This is a genomic window from Bacillus xiamenensis, assembly GCF_001857925.1.
Taxonomy (GTDB): Bacteria; Bacillota; Bacilli; order Bacillales; family Bacillaceae; genus Bacillus; species Bacillus xiamenensis.
In genome coordinates, this window is the sequence record NZ_CP017786.1 from 1,116,548 (window position 1) to 1,138,886 (window position 22,339).

A 22,339-nucleotide genomic window follows, 5' to 3' on the forward strand; every position below is an offset into this window, starting at 1 on the left:
ACGCTTAACTGTTATCTGTAGATAAATGATAGCGATTTCATCAAAAGCTGTGAAGCTTATGAACATATCGTACATTTTGGTCTTTTTGGTCTCTTAGTCTGAATGTACGATATATTTATTCACAGGCCGTCCCACGCCGCCATATTGCATATCTAATTTCAGCTCGCCTTCTTTCACAAGGAAGTCTAAATAACGGCGTGCCGTGACACGGGCAATGCCCAGTGCATTGGCGACTTCCTCTGCAGACTGCGCGCCTTCTTGTAAACCCATATAGGCCTTAATTTCATTCATCGTATGCACATTCAGCCCCTTAGGAAGCCATGTATCTTCCTGCTTAACAGCAGGCTTTCGTATGATATCATCCAGCATCTCTTGAGAAAATTCTGCTGCTGTACGAATTTTTGATTTAAACGCTTTATAGCTTTCAAGAGATTCTTTCATTCGTTCAAACTTGAACGGTTTGATAATATAATCTCGTGCGCCATTTTGAAGCATGATGCCGATCGTCTCTTTGTCCTTCGCTGCAGAAATCACAATCACATCCACCTGCATCTTTTGCTTTCTGATGTCTTGCAGCGTTTTGACACCATCCTTTTTTGGCATATAAACATCAAGCACAACAAGATCTGGCCGAATCTCTTTGATGAGCTGGATGCCCTGCTCGCCATTCCCTGCTACCGCCGCAACTTGAAAGCCAGGGACACTCATAATGAACTCTTTATTCACTTCTTGCACCATCGGGTCATCTTCAATTAATAGCACCTTAATCTGAGTCATCTGTCTCTCTCCTCTATTGTCATTGGGAATTCGATTGAGAAGGTGGTACCAATGCCGATGCTTGATGTGACTTCTACATTTCCCATCCCTTTGTCGATAATCGTTTTTACAATATACAGCCCATAGCCTGTTCCGCCTTCTTTTCCATGAGTAAAGCCTTTATCGAAAATATGAGGAATCATGTCCTCTTCTATTCCAGAGCCATGATCTTCAATTAAGATCGCAAGGACATCCTCCGTTTGATCAATACTAATTGAAATGAGTTTCGTGTCTCTTTCTACCGTATCATACGAAGCAAAGGCGTTCTCGATCAGGTTGCCAAGCAGCTTCGTCATATCATGCTGATCCAGCCGCTCTGGAAAATCGCGCAGACGGCTGTTTTCATCTACTTCGACTTTTATCCCAAGCTCCTTACCCCTTCTGATCTTGCTCATCAAAAGACCAGCGACTGCATCGTGCTGAATGACGCGGTGAAGAAAGTCTGTTACATGTTCCTGTTCTTCCGTCGTTTGAAACGCAAGGGCGAGGGCCTGATCGGTTTTACCCAGCTGAATCAATCCCGCAATCGTATGAAGCTTATTCATATGTTCATGATTTTGCACCCGCAGGCCATCAACGAAGTTCTTCACCCCTGTTAATTCCTCCGCCAATTTGGCCGCCTCTGTCCGATCCTGAAAAATCGCAACTGCTCCGATGATTTTCTTTTTCATCACAATCGGGATCCGGCTGCTCATAATCCGCTTTCCGCTCATATGAATTTCTTCATTGTAGACGGGTTCTGCGCGATCAATGATTTCTGGAAGCCTTGTGTCAGGCAGCACATCCCAAATATTTCGGCCCACTACATCACCTGTCACACCGAAAATTTGCTTCGCCTTTTCATTAAAAATGGTGATCATATGCTGATTATCAATGGCAATGACTCCTTCATTAATCGAGTGAAAGGTAGCGGTGCGTTCCTCTAGCATTCTGACAATCTCATGCGGCTCCAGCTTAAACATTTGCTGTTTAATATGACGGGCGAGCAAAAATGAGCCCACAAGCCCAAAGCTGAGCGTCAGCAGCAGGATCATGAGGATATCCTGCTTCATTTCTTCTAATATATCTGCCATGCTTGGCAGTGTTCTTCCTACTAGTACAACCCCTGTTTGGTTAAACTTTTCATCCTTTACTGGATAAAACGCTCTAATGGCAGTCCCCAGCTCTCCCTGTGCTTCTGAGAAATAAATATGCTCTGCAAAAGCCGGTTCTTCATCCGCCCCCTCTGAGCGCTGGCCTATTCTTGTTTTCACTGGATGCGTCAATCGCACGTGATCCATATCCATGACGACAATGTAGTCAGCATCTTGAATAATACGAATCTCTTCAATCGCATGCTGTAATCGAGAACGTTCCTTTGCCTGATCAGCTAACGCCTGCTTCACCTCATTCATCTCAGCCACAGTTCTTGCTGTGTTCATGAGCCTTTTTCGAAGTTCTCGTTCCTCCGTTTGCTGGATTCCCCCAACAAGCACAATTCCTCCGATTAAAAGGGCGAAAATGACAACGAAATATGTGAGGATGGTGAGCTTCCATCTGATAGATAATTGTTGTAATTTCAGTCGATTTCTCATCATTTTTTCACCTGTATCTTTACGAATTCTTCCCCTGTCAAGTATGCTTGACATAAGGGGGATCTGACGCATGAAGAATTTACTCGCCTATACGCTATTACTGATCATCGGTTTTGTAACCGCTTTATACTTTGGTTTTTATCATATGATGCCAAAATCAACAACGATCTTCGATGATGAACAGACAGGGCTGAAGGATCAGCTTGTGTTCAAATTTAGCCATGTTGTGGCAGACAACACACCGAAAGGACTGGCTGCCAAGAAATTTGCTGAGCTCGTTCAAGAGAAATCCGATGGCAGAATCAGCATTCAAATTTTTTCAAACGGAAGCCTTTATTCCGATATCGAAGAAATTAATGCACTAAAAGAGAATCAAGTTCAATTTATCGCTCCGTCTACGTCAAAGCTGGGCATGCTGTCTCCTGAATGGATGGCACTTGATCTTCCCTTTGCCTTTTCTAACTATGATGCTGTTCAAGAAGGCTTACATGGTGCAATTGGTCAGAGATTGTTCGGCACGTTGCAAAAAGACGGATTAAAAGGGATGGCCTACTGGACAAATGGCTTTAAGCAAATCACCTCTAATAAAGGTCCAATCAAGCAGCCTAGTGATTTAAAAAACCAATCTCTCCGCATTATGCAAAGTGACATGATTGAAAAACAATTCAAACTTCTAGGCGCAAAACCGTATCAGGAATCGTTTAATTCAACGTTTCAACTGTTAGAATCCAAAAAAGTAGACGGTGAAGAAAATACAATTTCAAATATTTATTCAAAAAAATTCTATCATATACAAGACTATATGACGATCAGTAATCACGGGTATTTAGGGTATGTTGTCTTAACAGATCAATCATTTTTTGATCGCCAGACACCTGAAACGAAGCGAATCTTGCTTGAAGCGATGGAAGAAACAACCGCTTGGAACGAAAAACATGCAGAGCAGATGAATAAAGATCAGCTGGAGGACATTAAACGGGAATCTCCGATTGCAATCCACGAATTAACACCAGCAGAGCGGCAAAAATGGATGAAAGCACTTGATCCGTTGTACGATGAAGCCGAAAAAACCATTGGTTCTACCTTGATCAAACAAATCAAGGAGCTCCGGACACGATATGAATCTTCTCCGATTCATTCGGTAGAAGAAGGTGTTGAGACCAAATAAAAAATCCCTTCGAGAAAGGGATTTTTTATGCGTCTGAGTCACGCTGTTCTTGCTGCGAGAGCTCTTCTAATCTTGTTAATATTCTGCGCTTTCGATATTGCATGATGCCTGTTTCGGCAATTCCTTTTAACTGTGAGCGGTTGGACGCTGCGCCAAACAAAATCCCCGCAATCGGAACAAGCTGAAACAGCTTCTTCCAGCCAAACGAATCTCTATAGTTATACACAACCTCACGCCATCCTTGAATTTGGGAAATCATGTTTTCGTGCTTCCCTTCTGATGCATGATAGCTCATCAGCTCTTTTAATATAGACTTTTTTCCAACGACGTCAGCAGAGTTCAGCTGTAAACATTTCATGATAAATACCCGTTCTTCCTTGTTTTTCGGATCATAGCCATAGGTGACGGCAATATCCTGTAATGTTTTTAGAGAGAGTCCAAGCACAGCAGGTATATCTGCAGCTAGTGTAAACATGCCGCCAACACCTGTTGTTGCCCCTTGCACCGTGGCAAGATTCGTTCTATTTTTCCCCATTTGCTCACTAATGGCATCCATGACTTCAATAGGCGCTTTTTCAATATCTTCTATGCGCTGAATGGATTCATCGGCACATTTCGTTTGGAATTGATGAATAATGCCTTTTTCTGAGGTCAAATAAACACCGCCTGATTGAATGTAATGCCCCATTTCATCTAATAACACACCGATTTTCTTTTGAATAAAGGCAGGAGTCAGCTTGTCCAGCATTTGAAATGGAAGCCGGCTGAGTTTCTCCCAAAACCACACCTTCTGCTGGTCTTTCTCCCATTTTTCGATCTCCTTTAATTGTGCGTTTAACCACTCTCTTTCCTCCATGCCATGTGCCTCCTTAGATGCCGTTCTGTGTTTGACTGTTATTATACACAATCCTTGTCGATAATACGTATCAAACATTGAAGCGGTTCCGAAAGGTTTTAATCCCCTTTAAAACGGTTATTGCTTAATAAACCAAACAAAAGAGGAGTGATCAACATGTTAGGATTTCTGATTTCATTAGTTGTAGCGATTGTTATTGGTCTCATTGGGAGTGCACTCGCTGGAGGCAGTGTACCTGGAGGCTGGATCGGCTCAATGATTGCCGGGCTTGCAGGTGCTTGGATTGGTCATGGATTACTTGGAACATGGGGTCCTAGTCTGGCAGGCTTTGCGATCATTCCAGCGATCTTAGGAGCAGCTATATTTGTTATTATTTTAAGCCTGATCTTCCGCAGTGTGGGATCAAGGGTTTCTTAAAAAACGGAATAAGAGGAAGCAGAGGGGCACCGCCTAAGAGGCGGTGTCAGATTGTTGACAAAGGGCTAAAATGATCTTGATTTTAGCCCTTTGTCTTCTTTTCAGTGTGATCTGAAAACCTTTGCAGTCTAGGAAGGACGAGTACCGGCGCGGAGCGAATTTAAGATTCGTGAGCACCGGCACACAGGACTGCGGGAGAATGCGAGGGTTTGGCTACACGCTGGCACCGCCTAAGGGGCGGTGTTTTTTTATGTATTGATTGACAAGGTATCTATTTTTTTCACTTACATATGATAAACAAACCTATTAGTTCAGATAGTTGACTTTTCATGAAGATGGGCATATGATGATTAAAAATTGCATCAAGGAAACTTTTTGTGCCGAAGCAAAACTTTTAGAATCTAGGTGATGACATATGACAAACAAATACATCGAGGCACAGGCACACATGTCAGTGGCCGCAGAGCGTGCACTTGAAGGAAAGGTCAAAGGATTTAGAAGGCTTCTTCCTTTTCTAGGACCTGCTTTTATCGCTGCCATTGCATATATTGATCCAGGAAACTTTGCGACCAACATTGCGGCTGGCTCAAAATATGGTTACCTTCTTTTATGGGTCATTCTCATATCGAATCTCATGGCTTTGCTCATCCAGTCTTTGTCTGCAAAGCTTGGAATCGCAACAGGTAAAAATTTACCTGAAATCGCTCGTGAAGAGTTTCCGAAACCCGTCTCTATTGGGTTATGGATTCAGGGTGAGCTCGTCATTATCGCCACAGATTTAGCCGAATTTATCGGCGCGGCTCTTGGTTTATACTTGCTCTTTCGGATCCCACTGCTTGAAGCATCCATCATTGCAGCCATCGGATCATTTGCGATTTTAGAGCTTCAAAGACGCGGATATCGAGCATTGGAAGCAGGGATTACTGGCATGCTGTTTATTGTAGTGATAGCATTCGCTGTGCAAACTTTTGTCGCCAAACCTGATATCGCAAGTGTCGCAGGCGGACTGTTGATGCCAAGATTTGATGGCGCAGATAGTGTCCTGCTTGCTGCTGGGATTTTGGGCGCCACTGTGATGCCGCACGCAATTTATCTGCATTCAGCTTTAACTCAAAGAAGAGTCGTCGGCAGAACAGAAAAAGAGAAAAAACAGATTTTCCGCTTTGAGTTTTTAGACATCCTCATTGCGATGTTAGTCGCTGGAGCCATCAATGCCAGCATGTTGATTGTAGCAGCTGCTTTATTTTATAAAAATGGTCTCTTTGTTGAGGATCTGGATGTAGCATTTCAGCATTTTGGAACACTTGCAGGTCCTGTGTCAGCCATCTTATTTGGTCTAGGTCTGCTTGTAGCGGGACTTTCCAGTTCTTCTGTCGGTACACTGTCAGGCGATATTATCATGCAGGGTTTTATTCAATACCGAATCCCGCTGTATGTACGCCGTCTGATTACCATCATTCCTCCTATTGCAATCATTGCATCCGGAGTAAACCCGACATCTGCGCTTGTGATGAGTCAAGTGGTCTTATCCTTTGGTATAGCCTTTGCTTTAATTCCGCTCATTTTGTTTACAAGTAAAAAACGAATTATGGGTGATTTAACGAATGCTCGCTGGGTAACAGGAATATCGTGGGTAATAGCGGCTCTTGTTGTCGCACTCAATCTGTTTTTAATTGTGGATACGTTTATGTAAAGGAAAGTCATGATCCTGTCTTTTTCTTTCTATTTGTCTATGGTAGAATTTCCCTAGAGAGGACGTGAGCACATGTTTTTTTATCAGGATCAAGACATATCTATGAGGCTGCTTGAGCCAAGAGACGCCAGAAGTCTGTATGTACTCATCCATCGTTCCAGAGAGCACTTACGGGAATGGATGCTCTGGGTGGATTCAACGCAGACAGAGGAAGACAGCCTGGCGTTCATTCAAAGCGCCATGCAGCAAGCCTTGCAAAACAATGGATTCCAAGCTGGTATATGGTTTCATGGGGAACTCGTCGGCATCATTGGCACCCATCAAATTCAATGGATCAACCGCACCGTTTCCATTGGTTATTGGCTCGGAGAAGGCTATCAAGGAAAGGGCATCATGACAAAAGCATGCCAAGCCGTCATTCACTATTTATTTGAAGAATGCCGCCTGCACCGCATTGAAATTAGAGCAGCTGTCGACAACATGAAAAGCAGACGCATCGCAGAGCGATTATCTTTTTCGCTTGAAGGCATTTTAAAGCAATGTGAATGGCTGGGGGACCGCTTTACGGATCATTGTGTCTATGCACTTTTGCAGCCTGAGTATATGCAGCAGAAAACACATTCGATGAACCAGCCCACGTAATTGTGTCGATTGCATGAACTATTTTACAAAGTGAAGCTTTGCAGTATCCGTTGTGACCGGCATCTGATAAAATAGAAGGAAAAATCGAGGTATGATGTATGTCTCTTATTATTTTATTTTACTTATGGATTGTCCCTTTATTATTTGGCATTTTCTTCTCATTCTTAACAAAGAAAGCCACATACAAACGCCGTTTTGTCCCATCTTACAGCATGATCGGACTCAGCATCGTTTTTCTAATTCTGGCACTTGTCTTTTCAGCCAGTCATTTTCTATTCATTTGCGGTATGTTCCTATTTGCCACAACACTTGCCGGCACAGGCATTCCATTATTCTTAGCCTTTACGAAAACACCATCATAAACAAAACCACCTTTTCTCGGATGGAAAGGTGGTTTCTTTTTACTGCTGAGGCATTCGATAGGTAATCGTGCCATTTTGATTTTCTTCAATCACCTTCACAATGTCTTGAAGGATTGCTGCTGCGCGTTCATTTGAGTCATACTTACCGAGAGTCTTTGCCCAAGATGTACTTCCCAAGATCATTCCTTCAATTTTTTTGCCGCTTACTGTGATTTCATGGACATGGATTAGACTTTGCTCGTTTTGTGTGAAAACCCATAGCATGGTTTATTCCCCTTTTTTGTGGTGATTGAGTTTCGATAGTGTCATTTTCTAAATCTTAAAAAATGAGCACTTCACATTTCACCCTTTTTTGTTAATAACTCATATCGAATAATGCGTGTCTCGATATCTGCATATCTTACAGGGATTGGTAGTCAAGATTAATAAATTTTATCACATTTTTTGTATATTTATTCTCTTTATTTTGAGACGGAGCAATATTATTCCATTTATTTTCTAATAGCACTATTCTTTTTTTTATATCCAAATTCTATTAAATCATTATTCGAATTTATTTTTCCTTATTAACCATTGAATTTTTCGACGTATTTTAAATCAGATTCATCAGGTTCTGTTTTTTTCTCTACAATACTCCCGTTTTCATCGTACTTTATATAAGTCATTTCCCGACCAGCTATATATTCAGATTCATACTTTTTATTTCCACTCTCAAAAAACTCGACTTGATATCCATCTGCAGCACTTTTATTCATATTACCTATTTTTTTCACATTTCCATTTGAGTAAAATTCAACACACTTTCCCTGCTTAACACCTTGCTCTACATAGAAGTAACTTTCGATATTTCCATTTTCGTATTTATCATAAGCTAAGCCCGTAAATAGTTTTTCGTTACCATCCGGGGTATATTCCACTATTGCTAGTTCGTAAGGACCCCCGTACTCTAAATGTTCTTCAAACTCCGTACCATTTTCTAAAATAAAATCCTTTTGTAATATATCTGGTATTTCCTCTCTCCAAATTAACAACAATTCTATGAACTCCTTCGTTTCAATTTTATTTTCAAAGGGTTCTTCAATCCTATAATGATGTTCAGCTACTGTCTCATCTTTTTTAATATTTACACTGGTAGCATTCAATTTAATTTCAAAGTTCTCATATACTCCATCTATAACATTTTGAATATATCCTATATATTCATCTAATTCTTCTACTGTTGAAATATTTTGTATAAAGTCTGAGAAAATACTTATTTTTTCTGGTAATAATATTTCTAAATCACCAAATTTGTCTTTCTTAAATTCAAACGAATACCTCATATAAATTAATCACCTTCATATATTCGTAGCGAGGATAACTCTCCATAGCAAACTTGTGCTCAATGATTAATTGCAGAACAAAAATATCCATACCCGCTGCTTGTCTCTATCATAGAATGTTTTTGATAGAAAGGAGATATTTAAAACCCTTAAAAGGCATTTAACCATTCAAGGGCTTTTGTGTTTCATTATATTCTACTTCAATGCATCTTCTAATATTTTCTTTTCATGTTCTAATATATCATTTATTATAATGCCGCAAACTACTTCATCTTTATCTAAGGCAAATCCTACTTTATCATTTTGTAAAATAGACATCGTATCATTTTCTGATAATGAAATGAATACCTCATCTATTCCTAGAAATACGTCTAATTTTCCTTCTTCATCTATATAGATCTTATTATTATATTCTTCTATTTGAAAAATAGGTACTCCGTTAATTGTATTTCTATCTTTCAGATCTAATTTCAAACTTTCCACTTTGTGTACATTTTCACTTAATGTAAGTGTAATTGAACGAATATTGCCTGTATACTTCCCTATGCCTATTTCAATTAGGGATTTCTTAAAATCTCCAGTTCTCCAATATATTGTTGGCTCTTTTGATATATTCCAACTACCAAACTCTATATTAATCGGTGTATAAAGATCATATTCAATATTTATTGGCTGACTGTCTTTATATTCTGTTACTTTTAACATCATCATGTCTCCTTTTAAGGCATATACACAGCGTGCTTTATTACTGGTAGTAAGCCGTCTCCACGGGGTTTACTAAAAATTAATTCCCAATTGCCTACCTTCATAATCTCTTCATATTTAATTCCTTGCTTAGCAGCATTATTTACAGAGCTTTGGAAACTCGCCAACAAAGTTTGACTATTTATAGGCATACCATGTGTAGTTGCATCTCTTGTTATATACTCGACCATATGTTTTGTTCCATTTGGATGCACCCAGAAATCTCCACCTGCTTTTGTTGCTAATTCAAAGGATTTGGGGATTTTTGTACCTTCATATAGTGGTTGAGTAATTTTTATATTCTGCCACACTGTACCATGATCAACATTTTTAACAGTACTCTTAATCCCCATCTTCCCATGAAATCCTTTCGCCCCAAACGGCAAAAGCATCCCCAGCGCCGCATTCATACTCGCTTCCTGTTGTTCCTTCGAGATCTTATTTCCAAACATATCTCGACCCGTGATCGCTTCGCTGAAGCCGTTGGTGGCGGTGAGGCCATATAAGCCTTTTTGAGATGTTTTTAAGGCATCAAAAGACTTCTGTGATGTCTTGTAAATGTCGACTGCTCTGACTGCGGCTGACGTAGCTTGAGTCGTTTTATAGATGGCTTTTCCGCCTTTGAAAATACGGCCTGCCCAGCCGACGATTGGGATATAACCCGCTGCTGCCATGCCGCCTGCAGCGACTCGCTGGCCTGCGGTGAGTTCTTCACCTGTGATTGGGTCAACGCCTGTTGCGGCACGTTTTGCATCGTTTACGCCGGTCAGCTCGTTGACGATATTTCCGCCATAATCGAGTGCTTTTTCATACCAAGGACGGTTGGCAAGGGCTTCTTGTTCCTTTGCGATCTCACGAGCTTCTTGTTGTTCTTTTTTGATTTTGAGATATTCAGAAGTTTGCTTTTCAATATCGCTTTTTGCCTTGTAGATTTCACTATTTTGATACGCTTTCTTGTCAAAATTCATAGGCGAAATGGCTTTTCCGTCATTTGTCGCATTCATCATTTCAGCGTACAATGCCATTGTAGCCTGCTGCTCCGTCTCTGACAAAGCATATTCATCTTTTAAATGTTGATCAAGCTCTCGTAGATCTTTTAATGTCTTTTTTCTTTCATCTTCCGCATCTGCAATCTTTTCATCAAAGGTTTGGCTATCAAATACCTCCAAAGAAATGAGGTCATCAATGTCTTGAAAAATGGTTTTCAGTGCCTTTTTTTGATCTTTTACAATGCTTTTAGCATTTTTGATACCCATATGTACAGCATTGTCTAAAAAGTGTTCTTCTACAAAAGTGTCGCCGCCAAAGCTCGTATCATCCAGTGTACCTGAAACCCCTTCATGAAAGGCTTTTTGCTTATCAATGAAGCTGATAAACATGTCCACATTTCCAGCCAGCTCTTTATAGAAACTTTTAATGTTATCGGCACCTTTCCCAGTGAAATCATCACCGAGGTTTGCCACGCCTTGTAGCGCCTTTTTTAAATCTACCATTTGTTCACGGAGTGCCTGATAGTGTTTTGCCCTTGTATCCATGGCACTGGTTAGTGCTTTTGCATCAAGTATCTTGCCCAGAAGAAGCCACTCCCTCCATTATTGATCATAAAGTCTATTTTACCTTTCTCGACGAATTGGAAAAATAGGCTTTAAGTTACAAAAATATCTTTCGGATATTTTCATATGGAAGAAAACAAGTGACAATTGAAATGATTTTCTCTGTTCAATATAAAAAAGTCAGTCCCCCTTTTTAGAGGACCGACTACATTTGGTTTAGAAAAAGCGTTTTAGACTTTTCTTAAGTGGAGGAATATCCATCTCACCTTTTTCAAAGAATTTTTTCAACAAGTATTTACTAAATCCTGCTGCTTGTGTGTACGTAATTTTCCCAGGTAATGGCGGCTCATTGGTCACTGCAACATCAATGATCACAGGTTTATCTGCTTGAAGCGCTTGATCAAAGGCTGGTGCTAGTTCTTCATGTGATGATACTGAGATTCCTTGGCCGCCGCATGCTTCTGCAAATTTTGCAAAATCGATATCTTCTAGCTCTATACCGTAATTGATGTTTCCTTTTACCTGTTGTTCATATTCAATCATTCCAAGGTTGTTGTTGTTTAAGATGACGACAACGATCGGCAGTTTATATTTTACAGCTGTCACAAAGTCTTGCATGACCATTGTGAAGCCCCCGTCCCCACAGACAGCAATGGCTTGGCGGTTCGGTTCATTTAATTTAGCGGATATCGCCCCAGGTAAACCACAGCCCATTGTGGCCAGCCAGCTGGAGATAATGAAATCCTGTTTTTTCATTTCACAATGACGCGCCATCCATACAGTCACATTACCGACATCAACTGAAAAAATGGCATCGTCTTCGACTGCTTCTTCTAGTCTAGCGATCACTTGCTGCGGTTTAAGTGGTGATGTGGCAACGGATTTTTCTTTATCCATTTCTTCTCGCCACTTCATCATATGCTCTGTACAAGCTTCAAGGAAACCTCGCTGTTCTTTATATTCAATATAGGAGGTTAGTTCGTGCAGACCGTTCTTACTGTCACTTACGATTCCCACTTCTACCGGATATCTTTTACCGATTTGATCCGGTTTGATATCCAATTGAATGGCAGGTGTGTCTTCCGGTAAGTAATCCCTATATGGAAAGGAGGTTCCTAGCATGATTAATAAATCACATTCTTCCATCGCTTCATATGCCGGCTTCGTACCAATCTGACCTAGATTCCCTAAAAAGTATGGATGCCTGTCTGGAACAACACCTTTTGCAGGAAGTGTAATGACGATTGGTGCAGCTGCCTTTTCTGCAAATGAAAGAAGCTCTTCTTTTGCTTTTCGTAATCCTTTCCCTGCTAAGATGACTGGCTTCTTCGCATTGTTAATGAGCTGAGCAGCCTTTAGCAATTGATCTTTCTTCGGCAGAACTTCTCCCTCTACATAAAGAGGAGATGTATAAATAGGTTTACGCTTAATTTTTTGAGAAAACAAATCATCTGATACAGTGAGAACGGCTACACCTTTATGGGTATAAGCTGCTTTGATGGCTTGATTCAATAAGTCAGGCAAAGCTTCTGCTGTTTGTACCTGCTGATTAAAGACAGCGACATCATCAAACATCCGCTCTAATTTGATTTCTTGAAAAGCATCTCTGCCTACTTCGGTTGATGCAACCTGCCCTGCAATCGCTAAAACAGGTGCACCGTCTGCTTTTGCATCGTATAGTCCATTTAATAAGTGTACAGCACCTGGACCAGCAATTGATAAACAAACACCGAGTTTACCAGTTAGTTTTGCATCAGCCGCTGCTGAAAGTGCTGCCACTTCTTCATGTCTTGTTTGGATAAATTGAATTCGGCTTGATTCATGCCTAAGTTCTTCGATCAATTCGTTTATGCTGTCGCCGGGCATTCCATAAATATGTTTCACGCCCCACTCTTCTAGCAGCGCTGTTACTTCTTTTCCTGCGGTTCTTTGCGGCATGTGAGAAAACTCCTTTTTTCTTTCTCCATACCACTGCCATGTGTTGATCAAACGTTTCAACTTGCTCTTGTTACTTTTTAAAATGATAAGGAAGGGTGGCGACCACAATATCCCGCTTCCATAATAAACGGAATCTTAATAAAAAAGCAGATTGATTGTGCAAAATGGCATGCCATCTTTTTTTCGGGATAAATTGAGGCACGAGCACCATCACTCTATATTGATACGCATTTGCTTTCGCCTCAATCGTTTCAAGAAATTTATCAAGCGGGTGAATGAGACTTCGATAAGACGAATGCAAAATCACAAGACGCACATCACTATTCAGCTTTTCCCAATCTTCTTCAATCTTTTTGTCTCTCTCTTTATCAAAGGATACGTGAACTGCGATGACTTGCTCTGATAAGGATTTTGCATATTGAATAGATTGTTCAACGACACGTGTGACACCTGCTATTGGGACGATGACCACATTTCCTTTGATGTCGACAGGCTCGGTTTCATTCAATAAACGTAATTGTTCTCCAACAGACACATAATGTTTCTTAATAGAATGAAAAATAAATAGAACGATTGGCATGAAAACAAATACAGGCCATACAAGATGGAACTTGGTCAAAATGAGAATCATGAGAACTGTAAACGAAATCAGTGCTCCCACTATATTGATTGGCATTTTCGTTTTCCAGCCCTGTGGTTTTTCTCGAATCCACTTTACACACATACCTGTCTGAGACAAAGTAAATGGAATAAACACACCGACAGCATATAGCGGGATTAGGTGTTCCGTTTTCCCATCAAATAACCAAATGAGCAACATGGAGGCTACACCTAAAAAGATAATGCCATTGGAATAACCAAGCCGATCTCCTCTTACGGTAAACATGCGCGGCATGTATTTATCTTTTGCTAAGTTGACAGCCAATAATGGAAAGGCTGAAAATCCTGTATTTGCCGCTAATATCAAAATTAACGCTGTAACAGCCTGAATGACATAATAAAAGAATGTCCGTCCAAATGTGTCTGATGCAATTTGTGACACAACCGTTTCTTCTGGTTTTGGTGAGATGCCAAAACCAAACGCAAGCAATGTCACACCGACAAATAGAACGGCCAGTAATCCCCCCATCATCAATAAAGTTCTTGCTGCATTTTGTGCAGCTGGTTTTTTAAAGGACGGAATCGTATTTGAAATAGCTTCAACTCCAGTCAAAGCAGAACAGCCAGATGAAAATGCTTTTAATAAAAGAAATAACGTAATGCCAGGTACGTGTGTACCAAATGCTGTATGCTCAGGTGCTGGCGGTACTTGCCCTGTTAATAGTTTAAAGCCGCCGACTCCAATTAAAATGAGCAGTGAAAATACAAATAGATAAACAGGATAAGCCAATATAGATGCCGATTCCGTCAATCCACGAAGGTTTAGCACCATAATCAATAAGACCAATACGATTGAAATCATGACATGATATGGATATAGTGCTGGAAAAGCCGATGTGATGGCATCGGTACCCGCTGAAATGCTCACTGCTACTGTTAAAATATAATCTACCAGCAATGATCCACCAGCGACCAGCCCTGGTTTTTCACCTAAGTTTCTGCTTGAGACGACATATGCCCCGCCGCCTTCTGGATAAGCATAAATAATCTGGCGGTAAGATAAAATTAACGCCATTAAAAGAATTAATACACAACCTGCAATCGGGAGAGAGTACCAAAACGCTGCCGCACTGACAACTGATAGAACAATCAAAATTTGTTCTGTACCGTATGCAACTGACGACAATGCGTCTGATGACAATAATGCCAAAGCTTTGATTTTTGATAGTTTTTGTTCTCCTGCTGCCTGTGATTTTAATGGTTTACCAATTAAAATACGCTTCAACAAACTGTACATGTGTTGCCCGCTCCTTTAGTGTCAAACGATTTCATTACAAAAGATGGATCGCCAAAAAGACACAGAGGCAATAGAATGCCCCTGTGCCTATTCTTTAGATCACAGGTTGGTCTTTGCTCTCTTTAACGCTTACGAGGTTAGCTGACGGATTCGGGCGCATGAGACTTTGCCCTACCTTAAAAGGATTCACCCCACGTGGTGTGTTATACCACAATTGGTTCCCCCGCTCATCGAAATGATTCAGCGATTGGTCTTTTATAAAAGAGATCATACTCCCGTTTGACACCAAAGTAAAGAGATTTTTTCAAGGTCTTTTGATCGTTTAAAACTCAGTCTTTTTACGGTTTTTTCGTACAAAATAGACCATCATCACAAGCACAAATAGGATGAGTGCAGCTATACATGCAAAGTAGATCCAAGACTCGCTGCTACTTTGTTTTTCACCAGTTTTCAGATCGCTCGATGTGCTGCTGACCGTTTGATGATTAGAGAACATGTCTTTGTTTTTACTCTCTATTGCAACTGTTGCGGTTTCCGTATTTGTTTGAAGGAAATGGATCACTTCATTTGACACATCAGCTTCAGCTGCATTCATTCCTGAAAAGACTGTCATGGTTTGTTCTTTATTCCAAACCGATGGCTGTGTCCATACAATTCGGGCAGTTGTTTCGTTGATCATGCCAAAGGTGGATACATCATATTGATCCTTATTTGTTGGAACGATCAGATCGTCTGCTTTTTCTTTTAAAAGGGTGAACGTTTGAATGCCTCCGAAGAAAATAAGAGAGTGATTTTCCAGTTGTTTATTTGTGACATTGGATGCTTTGATCAGGTGATATTGAGCAGCTTCTGGCTGACTAAATGATTCCGTGAGCATGGCCATTTGATTGATTGTTTCACGCTTGATTTGATCTGGTATAATGATCAATATTTTTCCCTGCTGTGCTTTTGAAGTGAAAGGAAGCGGCCATGCGGCTAAATCCGGCGTATCACTAGATGTTCCTTCTGGAATTTGAAGAGAACTGCTCTTGTCAATGAATATCCAGCCTTCTTCATCTGTGTGTCTGCATGATTCCATGTTTTTAAAACCACTTGTGACAAATTGCAAATCAATATATTCGTTTTTTTGGAGCACCTGTGAATCAACTGGAATAGAGACATGATAGAATCCATCCGCATCTTTGTTTCCTAGTTTTGTTAATGGTACATCATGTGGTTCGTCATTGATCATAACAGTTAACCGCTCTGCTTTGCTTGACGCAGCAGATTTTTTTAATGATAGATTGAGCTTTGCGCCTGATTTTTGATTGGCAATCAATGCCTTTGGATAATAGTAATGATCAGATGCTGGCTTTTTGGTTCCAACGGTGAGATCATTTCCACCAAAATCTTTTAAACGAATATGATGAGATGGCTTAGACGTTTTAGCTGTCACCTTTTGAAGCAGCAAGTCTGTGCCAGTGAGTTGACCTGTCAATTCTGGCTGAGTTAGAACATTGATTTTTTCAGCAATTATCGCAGGCTTTTCAGCTGTTATAAATAAGATAGGCTGTTCTTTCTTCTTTGCTGTCAGGGTTCTCACCGCTAACGTGAGATGATTGCTTTCTGTTTTTATTCCCGCAGCTTGTTCAATTGATTTCATCCGTCCATCCCAGCTTCCTTTTGCTCCTACAGCAATCGTTGGGTGAGCCACTTGCTTGATGTCCTTTTCCTGGATGAGCTTGATGTCTCTTTGGCTATTTTTGTTTTTCAACGTACGGTATAGTTTGATGGCTGCTTCTAATTCGGCTGCATCCGGTGAATTGGGAAGCACAATATCAGTTTGCTCTTGCTGATCACCTGTTTGAATGAAAGGGAATGGGAAGCTGTCTAATGTGAGGTCTTTCGTTTGAATTCCTTTGAATGTAAGCTCACTTTCAGGATATACTTTTAGCCAATTGGCAGGTGTCTCTTGGTTGATACAAAGACCTTCTTTTAAGACACCATAAAAAGCGAGCTGGATTCGATGAGATCCTTTTTTCAATTGTGCGTTGTTCAATTTGATTTGAATCGACTTCTTTTGGTTTTTCCCTGATACAGGGATCGTTTTTTCAATCTCTCCATCAACCATGACCGTCAATGAGGATGGTGAGATGAGTAATGGTGAGGCCTCTATATTTAACGTCAATGTGCTTGATTCGACTTTTTCCTTATCCATTTGATAGGAAAATTCAGTGTGGCCTTCTTGTCCGTATAGGATCACTACATCTTCTGATAGGTGCTGCGTTTCTGTTTTATTTTCTGTTGAGGAGCGAATCCAATCATCTTTCACTTGTACTCGATTTGATTGCGCTACCGCTTGACCTGCCATGAAAAAAGGCTGGATCGCAAGGGATAATGCCCATATAAAAATCATCCATTTTACCGATTTCAATTTGTCACCCGCTTTTCTTTTGTTGTTGATTGTAACGCTCGGTTTTGTACCATTTCACTTCTTGTTTCAATAATCGGCTCTTTGCTTCTGCATATAAGGAGTACACGACAAGCGCAATCCATACTTGAGAATAGGTGAAGTACATGAGAACCACAATGAGAATGTTTTGTTTGGTCAGCTCTGTTTTCTCAATACTCAATGTCATCATCACTTCTGTTAGAAAGAGGAAGAAGGCCAATCCCCATAGAATCAGTGCCACAGTCCCAATAGATAGGTGAAGATCGACAAATATATTTACGATAAATATGCCATTGGAGAGCAATACGCCAAAGAAAAACAAGAAATACGTAAAGAAAAAGTAAAACAAATCGAAAATCATTCGTTTTCGTTTAAGCTTCATCCATTGCTTTAAAAATTTAAGCACTACATATTGATTGCCTCTAGCCCAGCGTGTTCGCTGCCGCCACCAGACCTTCCATGTCTCAGGCTCTTGTTCCCACGTGATCGCAGCAGGGAAGAATCGAATGACATATCCAAGGTTATATACACGGATCGTTAATTCGGTGTCCTCAGCCAGAGCATGCACATCCCAGCCGCCAAGCTCTTCTAAGATGTGCCGGCGGATCGCGAAGTTTGTGCCTGGTATTGTCGTAATGCCAAACCACTTCCACCTTCCGCCTTGCGCCATCCACTGGAAGCAGATGGTCTCTATATTAATGAATTTGGTGAGAAGGTTTTTGGCTGCATTGATCACCCTGAATTTCCCGACAATCGCGGCCGCTTTTGGATCATTCAATAATCCAAGAACTAAATGATAGACGGCTTTTTTTTCTGGCATGTTATCTGCATCGTATACGCAAATCACCTCTCCATTCGAAGCCTTCAATCCTTCATTTAGGGCAGTGGATTTCCCCTTTCCAGCAAATGGCGACTTTGTTTCAATCATATGGATATGCTCATATTGCTCACTGAATGTTTGCACAATCTCTCCTGTGCGATCAGAGGAATTGTCATTAATCACAATGATTTCAAGGAGATGTTTTGGATAGGATAGCTGGACCATAGCTTTTAGCGTTTGCCGAATGACCACCTCTTCATTATGAGCTGGAATGAGAATGCTGACGACCGGCAGTTCTTTCCCTTGTTTTATCCATGCAGGTAGCACTTTTTCGTAAGTGAGATAATGCTGAAAGCCTCCCTGCATTAGGAACATATGGTATAGGAGCATGACCCAAATCAGTATTAATGATAAATAAAATAAGATATCAGCCACCTGATTTTCTCTCCTTAAAAATACGTTTTTTCATTGTCAGCCTTAAATACAATGTGTAAAAAGCAAATGCCACAATAAAGAGCAGCACCACCATTGTGAGTATTCGCAGCATATTTTCCATGCCGCTTCGTTTGACTGTTTTTGTTTCAGCTATATTGGATTGCTCTACTTGAATATGTCCATTTCCTGATGTGTTGATCTGTACATGGGCGGTTTGAACCGTCTGTTTTGTTTTCTTTAAATCCAGCCATTGACTAGAAGGGATTGCATCCATCTGTGTGACCAAATCCTGCAGTCCATCTATCCCCGCCTCCACCTCATAGGACAGCCCAATGGCGGAGGATTGGAGATGCTGCATGGATTGAATCGTCTGCTCAGTCATTACGCTTGAATCTTCTTGGTCAGTTGCTGTCTCTACAAGCTGTTCAGGATATAAGGTCATGCCATGGAGCATGGATGGTGTCGTCAAAAATGGCGGTGCACCTTTTGTTTTCCATGTATGGTCGGAAAGCTGCACCTGTCCAAATAGACTTGACACATGCCGGGAAATCACTTCATAGCCTTGTTGAGATATGGCATCATTCGGCACTTCAAATGCAAGCGGATATAGTCCTTGCTGCGTTAGAAGCTCAATCCCCTTTGTGAGTTTCTCGGTTGTATAAATGATGTCTTGTTGCTGATTGGATTTGATATAAGTCTTGTAGTCTTTCTCATTCGGAAAATGGCTTTTACTCAGCTTCTTCTCGGCTTTCTGCGGCACATTTGAAGTAATAGGCTGATCGTACTTTGCATCCCAAAACTCAAAGCCCTGACCGGATTCCTCTGTTCGATACGTACGGCTAAACCCATGAAGAATCACGCTGGCTCCACTGCTTTGCAATTGTTTTAACACCTGCACAAGCTGAGGGCGGTCATTCAGTGTCACTTCATCACCTGTAGCCGGATCAATCCATACAGGAGTCACCGAGATGAGAAAAGGAATATGCCGTTCGGACACGTATTGTCCAAGTTCTAGCAGCTTTTTCTCATCAGTGACTGGACTGATGCTCCCCAGCTGTAAGTACTTCGTCGTCATTTGATCAGAAGCCTGAAGGAGACTTTCAAGCACCTCTGCAAGAAGCTTGTTATGCTGAAGGATATCTAAGATGCCGATATATGCCGCACCTTCTTTTGTTTGAATCACAAATGGCAAATCTGCTTGATGTTTCTTCAAATAAAATTCACTTTGCAGAGCTGCCCCTTGAACCGTCAGAGCTGTGATTCCTCTGTCTAGGTGACGATATGTCTGATCATCAACACCTTTGATTTGACTGGTATGATCTTGTTTGTGAAAAGTAAGCTTGGAGAATGGGCGAAGCTGTTCCGCATTGTATCCAATTGCCATGAGATGTTTTGATTCGTTCATGATACGAATGGTTTGTTTTGGCAGGGTTCTCTTGACTTCCCCCATATAGATGACGTGTTGAAATTCATTCAGCTTCTTTTGCGACAATTGTTCATCGGGTATGACCATCGTTCGTTCGGAAAAATGCCCCACAAGTACATCAAGCATCTGAACAGCTGGCGTTGCCTCACCTGATTGTGTTGAATAGATGATGAGGGTGCTAGGCTGTTTCTTAAGAGCATCGGCTGAGGCAATGTCTTTGACCGAAAGCAAAGAAAAAAGAGCGATTAACAAACAGCCTTTCATCAAACATTTAAAGTTCATTCATCATCATCTCGTTTTCTAGTTCTTCTAAAAATTGCTCTGGTGTACGATAGTCCGAGCTGCTTGTTAAATGACAGACATGAAATGTTAAGGTCACTTCACGCCCATTTAGTAAGACATGCGTTTGCAGTTTATCTTTTAGCTTTTCAAGGACGACAGAGACGTTTTCTTCAGGTGTGTGGGTGAGCAGCAGGCCTATTCGTTCTTCGGTTAATCGAAATTTCTTATCTGTTTCTCTCACACTCTCGCGAATCTTCATACTCAATTGTTGAAAAAGATGTTGCATTTCTTTTTCTCCATATAAGGATTTGAATTCCGCTGCGTAGTGCATATGAAGAAGGACAAAGACAAATGGCTGTTTGTATCGTTCTGCCCGTTTCATTTCCTCGGATAATTCCAGCCTCATCCGCTCGGCATTGTCAAATCCTGTTGTCGAATCAATCGCCACAAATTGTTTGATGGCCTGCTTTTGTTGTTCGATGGTGTGCCGCATCGTTTTGATACGCTCATGTAAGGTTCCTGCCGACATGGCGAAAAAGAGGAGTGCCACACCCCATATCACGACATCTTGCAATGTTTGATTAGAAAAGAGTGGGTTCGTGTGACCAAGCTCTGTAAAGAACATCACGCTTCCTATAAAGAACAAAATAAGCAAGGTAAAAACCAATGCTGGTAAAATACCAAATAAAATGCCACTTCCTAACACGACGAATGTCAGTGCAATGATCATGAAGCTCTCCGCATCATGTACATTTAAGTAGCCCATAAATAAAATGAGTCCTGCAAACGTGAGGAGCAGAGTATAATACGTGCGATAGGTGTCACTGAATAACCGATTCATTTAGAAGCTCCCTTTCTGCAATTAGAGGCAATAAATTATCAAATGAGTGTGTGTCTTTTTCGTTCATGTATCCTCCGTAATAAGGCTTGAGAGGATCTTGAATTTGTAATCCTTTCATTCGGTGATAGACATCTTTTGCAAAATCTTGCTCGTTCTGTTTGAGCGCATATAAGATGACCAGTGCATAGACTGAAGGCGATTCATACGTCACAGCTGGCTGCAATGTGCTCAGCCCATATCGTCCGTACAGTTTTCCTTCTTCTTGGAAATTCGTTTTCAACCATTTCATGATCGCAGAGGTATCAACCTGTGCGTATTCGGCATAGAACGCCGTATAAAGTTGGTCTATCAAATTGATTTCTTGATTAAATGAGTAGGCTTTTTTCTCTATGTCATAGGATGTCGGAAAGAATCCTTTTTGTCTCGGTGCGTTTTGAAGAATGGCCAATTGGCTGTTCAGCATTTGGTTCGTGAATATTTGGAGGGATACCAATTCTTTGATGGCTTTTGGGTCAATATATGAGAGTGTGATTGTGTGTGAAGTTTGCTTTGCCGATGCATCATAATAATCGGTCAATATGCCTTTGAACATGTTTTTGTCTTTTAACGCTTGTGCGATGTCTTTTGCTGTGGTTTGATACGCTGAATTCTGCCACAATTGATCTGCCTTTTGAAGTGCTGCCACTACACGTAAGTCATCGACTAAAGCATTGACTTTACTTGTTTGATTGGATTCGATTTTCCAGCTAAGGAGATCATGATCCAGTAAGAATTGAGTGTGCAGGACGTCTAGCTGCTGATCAAAAGAGGGTTGGTCTTTTTTTCGAACAAGATAATCCATCCAAAGTCCAAGTGATTCAGATAAATAGATGTGCTGCTTTGAAAAAGAGGTGCGAATCATGCCTTGATTTGTCATTAAATGGTGCGTGATAAAATATTCCCCTGGCAATACTGGTTGTGCAGATTCTGGATGAGCTGGCTCTCGCTGCAGCTTCCAGGTACATCCACCTAGTAGAATGACAATGAATATAATGATAGCCTTACGATGTATGGATATATCCATTCTTGCCCCCTTTCAACTCCCCATTCTCTAAGCATCTAATGATTTATTATAGAGCGTTT

Annotated in this window: 19 protein-coding genes, 1 pseudogene and 1 riboswitch; of the genes and pseudogenes, 5 read left to right on the forward strand and 15 right to left on the reverse strand. The window is 40.9% G+C overall.

The genetic code is table 11. The features are described 5' to 3' along the window. Positions 1–93: 93 nt before the first annotated feature. Together BK049_RS05760 and BK049_RS05765 are read right to left on the reverse strand one after the other, a co-directional pair. Positions 94–777: a response regulator gene (locus tag BK049_RS05760; RefSeq protein WP_008361849.1), complete on the reverse strand. Its 684-nt coding sequence runs from the start codon at positions 775–777 to the stop codon at positions 94–96. Beyond that, a complete protein-coding gene (locus tag BK049_RS05765) occupies positions 774–2,393 on the reverse strand; it encodes an ATP-binding protein (RefSeq protein ID WP_071169193.1) in 1,620 nt (539 codons plus the stop codon). Before BK049_RS05765 ends, BK049_RS05760 begins: the two co-directional genes overlap by 4 nt. Positions 2,394–2,460: 67 nt before the next feature. Between BK049_RS05765 and BK049_RS05770 the strand changes: the two genes are divergently transcribed. After that, positions 2,461–3,558, forward strand: a complete 1,098-nt coding sequence (locus BK049_RS05770; RefSeq protein ID WP_071168051.1) for a TRAP transporter substrate-binding protein — start codon at positions 2,461–2,463, stop codon at positions 3,556–3,558. 25 nt (positions 3,559–3,583) lie between these two features. Here the strand turns inward: BK049_RS05770 and BK049_RS05775 are convergent, their stop codons facing one another. Next, complete coding sequence (locus BK049_RS05775; protein ID WP_008361842.1) at positions 3,584–4,414, reverse strand: EcsC family protein; 831 nt, start codon at positions 4,412–4,414, stop codon at positions 3,584–3,586. Positions 4,415–4,570: 156 nt separating this feature from the next. Here BK049_RS05775 and BK049_RS05780 point away from each other — a divergent pair, with 156 nt between their 5' ends. The 4 genes from BK049_RS05780 (at position 4,571) to BK049_RS05795 (ending at position 7,528) form a co-directional block, all read left to right on the forward strand. Continuing rightward, positions 4,571–4,831, forward strand: a complete 261-nt coding sequence (locus tag BK049_RS05780) for a GlsB/YeaQ/YmgE family stress response membrane protein (protein WP_003214275.1) — start codon at positions 4,571–4,573, stop codon at positions 4,829–4,831. A 415-nt stretch (positions 4,832–5,246) separates the two neighbouring features. Next, positions 5,247–6,524, forward strand: coding sequence for an Nramp family divalent metal transporter (locus BK049_RS05785; RefSeq protein WP_008362186.1), 1,278 nt, complete (start codon positions 5,247–5,249; stop codon positions 6,522–6,524). A 72-nt stretch (positions 6,525–6,596) separates the two neighbouring features. Next, positions 6,597–7,166, forward strand: coding sequence for a GNAT family N-acetyltransferase (locus tag BK049_RS05790; protein WP_071168052.1), 570 nt, complete (start codon positions 6,597–6,599; stop codon positions 7,164–7,166). A gap of 98 nt (positions 7,167–7,264) precedes the next feature. Beyond that, on the forward strand, positions 7,265–7,528 hold the full coding sequence (locus BK049_RS05795) for a response regulator (protein ID WP_071168053.1): 264 nt from the start codon (positions 7,265–7,267) through the stop codon (positions 7,526–7,528). Positions 7,529–7,567: 39 nt separating this feature from the next. On the opposite strand, the gene BK049_RS05800 is transcribed toward BK049_RS05795, so the two are convergent. The 12 genes and pseudogenes from BK049_RS05800 to BK049_RS05855 all read right to left on the reverse strand — a co-directional run bounded on the left by BK049_RS05800 (position 7,568) and on the right by BK049_RS05855 (position 22,280). After that, complete coding sequence (locus BK049_RS05800; protein WP_008362191.1) at positions 7,568–7,792, reverse strand: hypothetical protein; 225 nt, start codon at positions 7,790–7,792, stop codon at positions 7,568–7,570. A gap of 302 nt (positions 7,793–8,094) precedes the next feature. Continuing rightward, complete coding sequence (locus tag BK049_RS05805) at positions 8,095–8,538, reverse strand: toxin-antitoxin system YwqK family antitoxin (RefSeq protein WP_145939428.1); 444 nt, start codon at positions 8,536–8,538, stop codon at positions 8,095–8,097. Beyond that, positions 8,521–8,850: pseudogene (locus tag BK049_RS19630) on the reverse strand (tRNA-Val4); the annotation flags it as partial. The gene BK049_RS05805 and the pseudogene BK049_RS19630, both read right to left, overlap by 18 nt. Before the next feature lie 195 nt (positions 8,851–9,045). Then, positions 9,046–9,555: a hypothetical protein gene (locus BK049_RS05815; protein WP_071168054.1), complete on the reverse strand. Its 510-nt coding sequence runs from the start codon at positions 9,553–9,555 to the stop codon at positions 9,046–9,048. Positions 9,556–9,569: 14 nt separating this feature from the next. Beyond that, positions 9,570–11,168: a ribonuclease YeeF family protein gene (locus BK049_RS05820; RefSeq protein ID WP_280513612.1), complete on the reverse strand. Its 1,599-nt coding sequence runs from the start codon at positions 11,166–11,168 to the stop codon at positions 9,570–9,572. A 195-nt stretch (positions 11,169–11,363) separates the two neighbouring features. Continuing rightward, the gene (locus BK049_RS05825; protein ID WP_071168056.1) at positions 11,364–13,085 is read right to left on the reverse strand and encodes a pyruvate oxidase; all 1,722 of its coding nucleotides are present in this window, start codon (positions 13,083–13,085) and stop codon (positions 11,364–11,366) included. A gap of 70 nt (positions 13,086–13,155) precedes the next feature. Next, positions 13,156–14,982 carry an APC family permease gene (locus tag BK049_RS05830; RefSeq protein ID WP_071168057.1) on the reverse strand — a complete coding sequence of 609 codons (1,827 nt, stop codon included), beginning with the start codon at positions 14,980–14,982 and terminating at the stop codon, positions 13,156–13,158. A 111-nt stretch (positions 14,983–15,093) separates the two neighbouring features. Beyond that, positions 15,094–15,238, reverse strand: a riboswitch (cyclic di-AMP (ydaO/yuaA leader). A gap of 66 nt (positions 15,239–15,304) precedes the next feature. Beyond that, entirely contained in the window at positions 15,305–17,395 is a 2,091-nt protein-coding gene (locus tag BK049_RS05835; protein WP_071168058.1) for a cellulose biosynthesis cyclic di-GMP-binding regulatory protein BcsB, read from the reverse strand. A gap of 4 nt (positions 17,396–17,399) precedes the next feature. Continuing rightward, the gene (locus BK049_RS05840) at positions 17,400–18,623 is read right to left on the reverse strand and encodes a glycosyltransferase family 2 protein (protein ID WP_425304335.1); all 1,224 of its coding nucleotides are present in this window, start codon (positions 18,621–18,623) and stop codon (positions 17,400–17,402) included. Between the two features lie 37 nt (positions 18,624–18,660). Further along, the gene (locus tag BK049_RS05845; RefSeq protein WP_071168060.1) at positions 18,661–20,376 is read right to left on the reverse strand and encodes a DUF2334 domain-containing protein; all 1,716 of its coding nucleotides are present in this window, start codon (positions 20,374–20,376) and stop codon (positions 18,661–18,663) included. Beyond that, a complete protein-coding gene (locus BK049_RS05850) occupies positions 20,366–21,217 on the reverse strand; it encodes a GGDEF domain-containing protein (RefSeq protein ID WP_071168061.1) in 852 nt (283 codons plus the stop codon). The genes BK049_RS05845 and BK049_RS05850 overlap by 11 nt, the downstream gene beginning before the upstream one ends. After that, positions 21,198–22,280 carry a glycosyl hydrolase family 8 gene (locus BK049_RS05855; protein ID WP_071168062.1) on the reverse strand — a complete coding sequence of 361 codons (1,083 nt, stop codon included), beginning with the start codon at positions 22,278–22,280 and terminating at the stop codon, positions 21,198–21,200. The genes BK049_RS05850 and BK049_RS05855 overlap by 20 nt, the downstream gene beginning before the upstream one ends. Positions 22,281–22,339 lie beyond the last annotated feature (59 nt).